The organism is Gemmatimonadales bacterium (assembly GCA_035502185.1).
Lineage (GTDB): Bacteria > Gemmatimonadota > Gemmatimonadetes > Gemmatimonadales > JACORV01 > Fen-1245.
The window spans coordinates 1-10,456 of record DATJUT010000051.1 but is presented as its reverse complement, the minus strand read 5'-3'; the positions used below and the strand labels follow the sequence as shown (position 1 = coordinate 10,456).

At 71.9% G+C, this 10,456-nt stretch carries 10 protein-coding genes and 1 tRNA gene; all 11 read left to right on the top strand.

The genetic code is table 11. The features are described 5' to 3' along the window. Positions 1-195: hypothetical protein (locus VMF70_07120; GenBank protein HTT67780.1), on the top strand; the 195-nt coding region annotated here is incomplete at its 5' end. Between the two features lie 53 nt (positions 196-248). Next, a tRNA-Sec gene (locus VMF70_07115) sits at positions 249-345 on the top strand. 88 nt (positions 346-433) lie between these two features. Then, on the top strand, positions 434-1,096 hold the full coding sequence (locus VMF70_07110) for a methyltransferase (GenBank protein HTT67779.1): 663 nt from the start codon (positions 434-436) through the stop codon (positions 1,094-1,096). Between the two features lie 128 nt (positions 1,097-1,224). Then, positions 1,225-2,178 carry a hypothetical protein gene (locus VMF70_07105; protein HTT67778.1) on the top strand — a complete coding sequence of 318 codons (954 nt, stop codon included), beginning with the start codon at positions 1,225-1,227 and terminating at the stop codon, positions 2,176-2,178. 241 nt (positions 2,179-2,419) lie between these two features. After that, the gene (locus tag VMF70_07100) at positions 2,420-2,680 is read left to right on the top strand and encodes a hypothetical protein (protein ID HTT67777.1); all 261 of its coding nucleotides are present in this window, start codon (positions 2,420-2,422) and stop codon (positions 2,678-2,680) included. A gap of 28 nt (positions 2,681-2,708) precedes the next feature. Continuing rightward, positions 2,709-3,362, top strand: coding sequence for an HAD-IA family hydrolase (locus VMF70_07095; GenBank protein HTT67776.1), 654 nt, complete (start codon positions 2,709-2,711; stop codon positions 3,360-3,362). 251 nt (positions 3,363-3,613) lie between these two features. Further along, complete coding sequence (locus VMF70_07090; protein ID HTT67775.1) at positions 3,614-6,688, top strand: acyl-CoA dehydratase activase; 3,075 nt, start codon at positions 3,614-3,616, stop codon at positions 6,686-6,688. Further along, on the top strand, positions 6,643-7,938 hold the full coding sequence (locus VMF70_07085; GenBank protein ID HTT67774.1) for a hypothetical protein: 1,296 nt from the start codon (positions 6,643-6,645) through the stop codon (positions 7,936-7,938). The genes VMF70_07090 and VMF70_07085 overlap by 46 nt, the downstream gene beginning before the upstream one ends. A 94-nt stretch (positions 7,939-8,032) precedes the next feature. Continuing rightward, complete coding sequence (locus VMF70_07080; GenBank protein ID HTT67773.1) at positions 8,033-8,944, top strand: diacylglycerol kinase family protein; 912 nt, start codon at positions 8,033-8,035, stop codon at positions 8,942-8,944. Next, the gene (locus VMF70_07075) at positions 8,941-9,480 is read left to right on the top strand and encodes a hypothetical protein (protein HTT67772.1); all 540 of its coding nucleotides are present in this window, start codon (positions 8,941-8,943) and stop codon (positions 9,478-9,480) included. The genes VMF70_07080 and VMF70_07075 overlap by 4 nt, the downstream gene beginning before the upstream one ends. Beyond that, positions 9,477-10,283, top strand: a complete 807-nt coding sequence (murI, locus tag VMF70_07070; protein HTT67771.1) for a glutamate racemase — start codon at positions 9,477-9,479, stop codon at positions 10,281-10,283. Before VMF70_07075 ends, murI begins: the two co-directional genes overlap by 4 nt. Positions 10,284-10,456 lie beyond the last annotated feature (173 nt).

Genomic DNA, 10,456 nt, shown 5'->3' with positions numbered 1-10,456 from the left:
GTGCCGCATGATTTCCGCCGGAGCGCCGTGCGCAACATGGTGCGGGCGGGTATCCCGGAGCACGTCGCCATGAAACTGAGTGGCCATAAGACGCGCGACATTTTCGACAGGTACGACATCGTGAGCGAGCGGGATTTGTCGGAGGGCGTGGCCAAGCTGGCCCGGTTCCACGAGGCCGCGGGGGTTCGGCCTTGACCTTCGTAGACACTTCGTGGACACTTGGGCAGCCGGGCCCGAGAAAATGGCGCGGGGGCGGGGCCGTTCCGGTGAACGGACTGGTCTTCAAAACCAGCTGGGGCCTGCTGAGCAGACCCTGGTGGGTTCGATTCCCACACGCTCCCGCCACGCCCGTCGTCGTGGTGGTCGCTCGCGGCGGCCGAATCGCCATCCGGTGGGCTGCGTCGCACCGGCAGAGAAGGTGGAGATGAAACACGTGGCTGAGTTTCTGGTCCGAGCTGCCCTCCTGGCCCTCATCTGCGTCGTCTTTTCGCTGGCTGCCGACGCACGACTCTCGAGCGTGCTCAACCTCTCCGTGATCGTGCTTGGGGTAGTGTTGACCTACCCCCTCGTCTGGCTCGGGAGGAGGTTCCTCGACCGACACCAGACGACCGGATCCGCCGTCTGGACGACGACGTTCATGCACGTTGCTCTGGGCCTCACCTTCGGCGTTCCCATCGTTCGAGCGATAACCACTCATCGGGATTGGACCGGCTGGGTGCTCCCGGTGCCATCGGGAGTCGGCCAGGCGCTGGTGGTGGTCACCGGGGCGGCCTCCCTGGCGACGGTGCTGAACCTCGCCTTGAAGGGACTGGGCGCGCCCTTCTTCATTGCCCTCAGCCGCAAGCTGACGGCGGACTGGCTCTACGCTTGGACGCGCAATCCCATGGTGCTGGCGGCCCTGGCCTTCTTCGTGTCGCTGGGGATCTGGTTTCAGTCGGCGTTGTTCGTGCTGTGGGTGCTCGTCCTGTTTGCGCCGGCGCTGCTCTTCTTCGTGAAGGTGTTCGAGGAGCGGGAACTGGAGCTCCGATTCGGCGCATCGTATCTGAAGTACAAGTCCCGAACTCCGATGTTGCTCCCGAAGAGGCCACGAGGCTGAGCACCTTCGATCCCCCGCACTCCCGCCACTCGAAGCGGATACGGCGTTACATCCCCGTTCCAGTCGCGGTCGCTTCGTCGTAGGGCAGGTGCGACCAACTGCGACGCAGGCACGGACGAGGCGGAATCGTGAGAACGCTACGGTGCGCGGCGATGCTGGGATTGGCGTGGTGCCTCGCGGCTTGCGGGCGGTCGGGCACGGAGCCCGGAGCGCCGGGCAACCCGCCGCCCCTGCCGTCGCGCAGCGTCTTTCCCTCCGACAATCCCTGGAATCGTGACGTCTCGCAGGACCCCGTCGATCCCGCGTCCGACAGCCTCATCGCCTCGTGCGGCGCCACCCACGAGCTGCATCCCGACTTCGGCACCGTCTACGGCGGCGCACCCTGGGGCATCCCGTTCGTCACCGTGCCGGGCTCGCAGGCCCGAGTGCCGGTCAGCTTCGACTACGCCGACGAGAGCGACCCGGGGCCCTATCCGATTCCGCCCTCGGCCCCGGTCGAGGGCGGCCCGTCGTCCACCGGCGATCGCCACGTGCTGGTGGTGGACGTGGACCACTGGGTGCTCTACGAGCTGTACGACGCGCACCCGGTGAACGGCGGAGCGAGCTGGACGGCGGGCTCCGGCGCCGTGTTCGACCTGACGTCCGACGCGCTGCGGCCGGCCGGCTGGACCTCGGCCGACGCCGCGGGGCTGCCGATCTTCCCGGGCCTGGCCCGCTACGACGAGGTGGCGGCCGGCGCGATCACCCACGCCCTGCGCTTCACCTGTCCCGTGACCCGGGAGGCGTACGTGCCGCCCGCGCGTCACTGGGCCAGCAGCCAGACCTCCGCCAACCTGCCGCCGATGGGGATGCGGGTGCGACTCAAGGCGGGCGTGGACCTCTCAACGTACCCGGCCGACGTACAGGTGATTCTCGCGGCACTCAAGCGCTACGGGATGATGCTCGCGGACAACGGCGGCGCGTTCTTCGTGAGCGGCGCCCCGGACCCGCGCTGGAACGACGCCGACATCAACCTGATGAAGCGGCTCCACGGCTCGGACTTCGAAGTGGTGCAGATGGCCGGTCTGGTCGCCGGCCCCTGAGCTGGTGCCTCCGGCGCTCCGCCGCGGCAAGCGCGGCGCGGCGCGGTGCAGGCGGAGCCCGATTCCCCTAAGGGGCCCCGCAACGATGGCCGCCGCGCTGCCGTGGCCGTACCTTGTGAGTCGGCATGTCCATCGGGTTCCCGGGAGCACGTGCGGATTCGTGCAGGTCCGGCGCGCTCTCGCCACGCGACCAAGGGCCGAGCTGACCTCCGGGCCCGCCCCCAACCAGGAGTAGCCGACTATGGCTGCGCAGAGTCCGCAGTTCCACGCTCCCATCTTTCTCGGAGCGGCGTTCTTCGTGTTCGGCCTGGCGATCCTCGAGAAGGTGCTGAACCTGTTCAACCTGAGCATCCCGTTCGCCGGCGTGTTCCCGCGCCAGCTGCTCGATTGGGCGGTGGCCCTCGTCATGTTCGAGATCGCGCTCTCGGTCCGGCAGCTGATCGAGATGCGGCTCGAGGACCGCGGCCAGTCGCGGTCCGAGGCACCTCCCGACCAGGGCTAGCGCTCCCGGCGGCCGGGAGTCGGAGCGCGTGCCGAGCCTGGAATGCCGCGCCATCCTGTTCGACCTGGACGGGGTGCTCGTGGACTCGCGCCGGTGCGTCGAGCTGGTGTGGGAGGCCTGGGCCGCCGAGCGGGGACGCGACCCGGCGCCGTTCATCGCCGTGGCGCAGGGCCGGCGGACGTCCGACACGGTGCGGCTGGTGGCGCCCGAGCTGGATGCGGCGGCCGAGGCGCGGGCCCTGGACCGGCTGGAGGAGCGGGAGGTCCGCGGCCTCGCCGCGGCCCCCGGTGCCGCGGCGTTGCTCGGCGTGCTCGGGGAAGGGCAGCGGGCGCTGGTGACCTCGTGCAGCCGCGCGGTGGCGAAGCTCCGGATGGCGGCGGCGCGCCTTCCCGTGCCACGCGTGTTCGTGTCGGCCGACGACGTGCGGCGCAGCAAGCCGGAGCCCGAAGGCTACCTGCAGGCGGCGGAGCGGCTCGCCCTCGCGCCCGGCGAGTGTGTCGTGGTCGAGGACTCGCCCACCGGTCTCGCGGCGGCGCTCGCCGCGCGGATCCGCGTGATCGCGCTGCTCACCACCTACCCGGCCGGCGCGCTCTCCCGGGCGGACGTGCGGCTGGCCTCGCTGGCGGACCTGCGGCTCGAGGCGGCTGCCCCAGGCCGTCTGGCCGTGACGTGGTCGGCCTGATGGCCCGCCGCTGCCGGAGCGCCGGGCGGTACCAGGGCCCAGGCGTGAGGCGGAGCGCTGGAGCGGCTCCAGCGATGCCAGGTCCTTGCAGCACCGTCGGTTAGCGGGGAACCGCCGGGCGGCTGGATGACCCGGACCGCCGTCGAGGTCAAACCCGAGCGAGTCTGGCGCAGATTTCGCGGTTGATGCGGGCCGGCCCCCCGATCCTCGGGGCGCATCGGACCACGTCGCACCGGCCGAAGGAGCACCCGATGGGCATCAACATCGGGCTGGACATCGGCGCGATCAGCCTCAAGCTGGCGGCGCTCGGCGGCGAAGAGGATCGCCCCGCGCTCGCGAAGCTGTGCGCCGCGGCACCCGCGTTTCGCCTCGTCGCGCACGGCCGCCGGCCGCTCGTCCTCTCCGAATACCTGCGGATCGCCGGAAGCCCCATCCAGAGCGCCTACGACCTGCTGCGCCTCTTCTACGGCGAGGTGCCCGAGGAGCAGGTCGAGGGCATCCGCGTCACGGGCTCAGGCAGCCGCACCATCGCGCAGATCGTCGGTCTCTACTACGAGAACGAGTTCAAGGCCATCGCGCGGATGATGGCCGAGTGCCATCCGGGGGTGGCGACGGTCTTCGAGCTGGGGGGCGAGAGCTCCAAGTACCTGCGGCTGGACGGCACGAGCATCGTGGATTACGACCGGAGCGGCGAGTGCGCCGCCGGCACGGGCTCCTTCATCGACCAGCAGGCGGCGCGGATGCGGTACACGGTCGAGGAGGTCGGGGACGTGGTGGCGGGGGCCTCCCGGGCGGCGTCCATCGCGGGGCGCTGCTCGGTGTTCGCGCGGAGCGACATGATCCACGCCCAGCAGAAGGGGTACACGCCGCCCGAGATCCTGCGCGGGCTGTGCGACGCGGTGGCGCGGAACTTCAAGGCGAGCGTGGTGAAGGGCCGCAAGGTCGCGCCGCCGGTGGCGCTGATCGGCGCGGTGGCACGGAACGCGGGGATCCGGGAGGCGCTCCGCGAGACGTTCCGTCTCGAGGGGGACGCGCTGGTGGTGCCCGAGCACCACGCGTGGTGCGGGGCCATCGGCGCCGCGATCCTGGAGGCCGAGGACACGCGCAAGCGCAGCCTCCGCGACATCCACCGGCTGAGCCAGCACGCGCGCGTCGCCGCCCCGGCGCCGGAGACCCCGGCGCTCTCGATGGACGACGTCGTGCTGCTGCGCCACCGCGTCGCGCCCTACGTGCCGCCGCCCGGGGACGCGCGCATCCGTGCGTATGTCGGCATCGACGTCGGCAGCGTCTCGACCAACGTGGTCGTCACCGACGAGGCCGGCGCGCTGATCCACGAGATCTACCTGCGCACGGCCGGCCGGCCGATGGAGGCGGTGCAGCAGGGCCTCTCCGAGGTGGCCGCCCGCTGGGGCGCGCGGCTCGACGTGTGCGGGGTGGGGACGACCGGCTCGGGCCGCGAGCTGATCGCGGAGTACGTCGGCGCCGACGTGGTGAACGACGAGATCACGGCCCACAAGACCGGCGCGTGGCGGGTGAGCCGGACGCTCGGCAGCGCGCCGGTGGACACGATCTTCGAGATCGGGGGCCAGGACTCGAAGTTCATCGCGATCGAGAACGGCGTCGTGGTGGACTTCGCCATGAACGAGGCGTGCGCGGCGGGCACCGGCTCGTTCCTCGAGCAGCAGGCGGAGAAGCTCGGCGTGAGCATCGACCGCGAGTTCGCGCGTCTGGCGCTGGCCGCACCCGCGCCCACCCGGCTCGGGGAGCGGTGCACGGTCTTCATGGAGCGGGACGTGACCGCGTGGCTGCACCGCGGCGAGACGGTCCCGAACCTGCTCGCCGGGCTCAGCTATTCGATCGCGCTGAACTACCTGAACCGGGTGGTGCGCGGACGGCGGATCGGTGCGACGATCTACTTCCAGGGCGGCACGGCCTACAACGATGCCGTGGCGGCGGCGTTCGCGCGCATCCTGAAGAAGAAGGTCACGGTACCGCCCCACAACGGGGTGATCGGCGCCATCGGGATGGCGCTGATCGCGCAGGAGTGGCACCGGGCCACCGGCGGGCGGACGCGGTTCCGCGGCTACGACCTCGCGGGGCTGCGCTTCACCAGCCGCGACTTCGTGTGCCGGGCGTGCTCGAACCTGTGCGACATGAAGGAGATCGTGATCGACGGCCAGCGGAGCTACTGGGGCGACAAGTGCTCCGACAAGTTCCGCAAGCCGTCCGCGACGGGCCGCACGCCGGTGATCGAGGACCTGTTCGCGCTGCGCGAGCGGTTGCTGGACGAGTTGCCGGCGGGCGCGGGGCCGGGCGCCGGCGGGCCGGGGAAAGGCCGGCTGCGGATCGGCGTGCCGCGCGCGATCCCCACCCTGGAGCGCTGGCCGTTCTGGCACCGGTACCTGGCGGAGCTCGGCTTCGAGCCGGTGCTCTCGCCGCCCACGGACCCGCACATCGCCGCGGCGGGCGTGGAGCTGGCCATCGCGCAGCCGTGCTACCCCATCCAGGTCACGCACGGACACGTGCGCGCCCTGCTCGAGGCGGGCGTGGACCACGTGCTGCTGCCGGTGATCGCCAACGCGGAGGCGGAGCCCGAGTCCGCCTGCCCGTCGCACTACTGCCCGTGGAGCCAGACGGTCGCGCACGTGCTGCGCTTCGCGCCGGCACTCGAGCCGCACCAGGCCAAGTTCCTGACGCCGGTCCTCCACTTCCAGCTCGGCCCGTGGCAGGTGAAGGAGGGCCTGGCCGAGGCGATGCGCCCCCTCGGCGTGCGGCGGCGCGCGAGCGACCGGGCGGTGGATGCGGCCTACGCCGCGCAGCGCGAGTTCCGCGCGCGGCTGCTGGAGGCGGGCCGCCGCGCGCTCGCGGCGCTCGAGGCGAGCGGCGAGCCGGGCGTGGTGCTGATGGGACGCGCGTACAACATCTACGACCGGAACGTGAACTGCGACGTGCCGCGCAAGCTGCGGCACCGCTACGGCGCCAACGTCATCCCCGTGGACTTCCTGGTGACCGGGGAGGAGCCGGTCGGCGACCTGCACGCGAACATGTACTGGACGTCGGGGCGGCGGATCCTGGCCGCCGCGCGGATGGCGGCCACCCGCGCCGACCTGCACCTGGTGTACGTGTCCAACTTCAAGTGCGGGCCCGACTCCTACATCAAGCGCTTCGCGCGCCGCGCCGCCGGCTCGCCGATGCTGGTGCTCGACTTCGACGGCCACGGCGACGACGCCGGCTACATGACGCGCTGCGAAGCGTACCTCGACAGCAAGGGGATCCTGCGATGCTACCAGCCGCAGGCCGAGCGGACGGCGGCCGTCAGCCGCTGAAGGGAAAGCGCGTCTACGTCGCACCGATGGCCGACGGGAGCGCGCGCGCCTTCGCCGCCTGCTTCCGCGCGCACGGGATCGACGCCGAGGTCACGCCGCCCTCGGACCAGCGCACGCTCGAGGTGGGGAACCAGTTCACCTCGGGCGACGAGTGCTATCCCGCCAAGATCACGGCCGGTGACTACCTCAAGGTGCTCGAGCGCCCGGACGTGGACCCCGCGCGCGTGGCGTTCTTCATGCCCACGGCCGGCGGGCCGTGCCGGTTCGGCCAGTACGCGCCGTTCCTCCGGCACGTGCTCGACGAGAACGGCTACGCGGCAACCGCGGTGGTCTCCACCAACGCCGACGGGAGCTACGGCGACCTGGGCGTGGGCCCGCAGTTCATCCGCAGCGGCTGGCGCGCCTTGGTGGCCGGCGACCTCCTGCGGAAGCTCGCCCTGATCCACCGGCCGTTCGAGCTCGAGCCGGGGGCGGCCGACGCCGCGCACGAGGCGTCCCTCGCCGACGTGTGCGGGACGATCGAGCGCGCGCCGCTGGCGCCGGCGCCGCAGCTCGCCGCCCTCCGCGACGCCGTGGTGCGCTCGCGCGACCGGTTCCGGCGCATCCCCGGGCGCCGGGACCGCTCCCGGCCGCTCATCGGCGTGGTGGGCGAGATCTTCTGCCGGCTGAACACGTTCTCCAACGACAACCTGGTGCGGCGCCTCGAGGCGCAGGGCGCCGAGGCCTGGATGTCGGACGTGACCGAGTGGATCTGGTACGTCAACGCCGACCACGTCCGCAAACTCGCTCTGCGCCACCGCCTGCTCACCCTGGAGCACCTCGTGGCGCGGCTGCGCCACCACGTGCAGCGGCGGGACGAGGCGCGGCTCCTCGCCCCGGTGCGCGAGGACTTCCGCGGCCTCGAGGAGCCCGAGGTCGGAGCGCTGCTGGCCGCCGCGCGTCCCTACCTGCCGGCGACCGGCGCCTACGGCGAGATGGTGGTGAACGTCGGGAAGGTCGTGGAGCTCGCGCATCGGGGCGTGGACGGCGTGATCGACATCAGCCCGTTCACCTGCATGAACGGGATCGTGTGCGAGGCGATCTATCCCCGGCTCAGCCGCGACCTCGGCGGCCTGCCGATCCGCAACTTCTACTTCGACGGCACGCAGTCGGACCTGGACCGCGACCTGGGAGTGTTCCTGGAGCTGGCCCGGGCGCACCAGAAGCGCAAGCGCTGGCGGCGCGCGTTTCCGCCGTACCCGGCCTCCTAGCCGGCACCCCCTTCCGCCCGCGCGCCATCGGAGAGCCACGCGGGCCGAGCGGCGGCTTTTCACCGGGTCACGGCGGTGCTAGGTTCGCTGCCACGTGCCGGCGACCCTGCTGATCCTGAATCCCGCCAGCGGCCATGGCCTGGGCCGCAAGCTGCGCCCGCGGATCGAGCGCGCGCTGCGCGAGACGGGCGTGGGCTTCGACCTGGTCGAGACGACGGCGCCGGGCGACGCGGTGCGCCTCGGTCGCGAGGCCGCGGCCGCCGGCGTCGAGCGCATCCTCGCGGCCGGCGGCGACGGCACCGTGCACGAGGTGGCCAACGGCCTCCTCGAGGCCCCGTCCGCCGCCGACGGCGCCACGCGGCCCGCGCTCGGCACCATCCCGATCGGCACCGGCAACGACTTCGCCAAGCTGCTCCACGTCTACAAGCTCCCGCCTGAGGAGGCCGCGAGGCGGATGGCGGCCGCCCGGGTGGAGCGGTTCGACGTGGGCCGGGTGATCGGCGAGTACTTCGACAACTCGCTCGGCATCGGCTTCGACGCGGAGGTGGCCCGCCAGGCCAACCAGACGACGAAGCTGAGCGGCCTCGCCGTCTACGTGGTCGCGGTGTACAAGACGTTCGTGAGCTTCCGCGCCCCGATGCTGGAGGTGGCCTCGGCTGCGCACAGCGAGACCGGGCCGATGATGATGCTCGAGTGCTCGATCGGTCGCAGCGCCGGCGGCGGCTTCTACCTCACCCCCGACGCCGATCCGGCCGACGGCCTGCTGGACGTCTGCCTGATCCGCAAGGTCGGCCTGGCCAAGTTCCTGCGCTACGTGCCGAGGGTGTTGAGCGGCAAGCACGTGGGCCTGGCCGAGGTGGCGATGTTCAGGACGGCGGCCCTGAAGATCCGGTCCACGGACCGGCCGCTGCTGCTGCACCTCGACGGCGAGGTGCGGGCCCCCGACTCCCGGGACATCGAGGTGACCCTGGAGGCGGGCCGCCTGCGGGTGCTCGTGGGCGCGTGAGAGTCGCGCTGCTGCTCGCGGCGGCGCTGGCCTCCGTCGCCCCGGTCGCGGCGCAGAACCCGCCCGCGCCGGCGCGCCCGGCGCCCGCGGACACGCTGGCGCGGGCCCCGGGAGACACGACGGGCCGGGGCGTCGATACCGCGCAGGTGCGGCCCGTCCGGGGCGACTCGGTGCGGCCCGTCCCGCCGGTGACGCCCGGCGGCGCGTTCCTCCGCTCGCTGATCCTGCCCGGCTGGGGCCAGGCGCTCCTGGGCCGGAACGTGACCGGCGGGCTGTTCCTGACGTGGGAAGGCGTCTGCGCGACGATGGTGTGGAAGACGCAGTGGCAGCTGGACTACGCGCGGGCGCGGGGCAAGTTCGTGGCGTCCCACACCCAGGAGCGCGAGGACTGGATCGTGCTGCTGGTGTTCAACCACTTCCTCTCCGCGGCCGAGGCCTGGGTCTCGGCCAACCTTTACGACTTCCCGGCCACGCTCAAGGTGCGGCGCCTGCCGGGCGGCGCCACGGGCGTGGGGCTCGAGGTGCCGCTGCGGTGAACCGCCGCCCGATCGGCGTGTTCGATTCCGGCATCGGTGGACTCACGGTCGTGCGCGAGCTGATGCGCCAGCTGCCGCACGAGTCCCTCGTCTATTTCGGCGACACGGCGCGGGTCCCCTACGGCAACAAGTCGCCCGAAACGGTGCGGCGCTACGGCCGCGAGATCCTGGAGTTCCTGCTCGCCCGCGACGTCAAGCTGGTGGTGGTGGCGTGCAACACCGTGAGCGCGCATGCCCTCGAGCACCTGCGCCAGGCGGCGCCGGTGAAGGTCGAGGGCGTGATCGAGCCGGGGGCCAGGGCCGCAGTCGGCGCGAGCCGCGGCGGCCGCATCGGCGTCATCGGCACGGCGGGCACGGTCGCGAGCGGCGCCTACGTCCGGGCGATCGAAGCGGCGGACGGGAAGGCGCGCGTCACCGCCCAGGCCTGCCCCCTGTTCGTGCCGCTGGTGGAGGAGGGATGGCTGGATCACGCGGCGACCCGCCTGATCGCGGAGGAGTACCTCGCGCCGCTCCGCGCCCAGGACGTGGACACGCTCGTCCTGGGGTGCACCCACTACCCGCTGCTCAAGCCGCTGCTCGCCTCCATGCTCGGTCCCTCGGTCGCGCTGATCGACAGCGCCCAGGAGACGGCGGCGACGGTCTCGCGCGAGCTGGCACGGTCCACGCTCCACGCGCCGGCCACCGCGTCGGCGCACGTGCATTTCGTGGTGAGCGACGACGTGAAGCGGTTCGTGCGGGTGGGACGGATGTTCCTGGGGGAGCGGGTGAAGGACGTGGAGCTGAAGGTGATAGGCGAAGGATGAAGCGTGAGAGGTGAGGGGTGAGAAGTGAGACGGTGAAGTGAGAGGCTCACGCTGCTCACTTCTGACTTTGAACGTCTCACCCCTCACCCCTCACCTCCCACCTCCCACCCTTCAGGTTTCTCCGGCCACCTCATCAGCCGGATTCCATCCGGGTCGATCACGGCGTACGCCCT

What these genes read in the sequence shown, in the direction of transcription:
- VMF70_07090 (HTT67775.1), top strand. Translation starts at nt 3,614, where the DNA reads ATGGGCATCAACATCGGGCTGGACATCGGCGCGATCAGCCTCAAGCTG.
- VMF70_07100 (HTT67777.1), top strand. Translation starts at nt 2,420, where the DNA reads ATGGCTGCGCAGAGTCCGCAGTTCCACGCTCCCATCTTTCTCGGAGCG.
- VMF70_07085 (HTT67774.1), top strand. Translation starts at nt 6,643, where the DNA reads ATGCTACCAGCCGCAGGCCGAGCGGACGGCGGCCGTCAGCCGCTGAAG.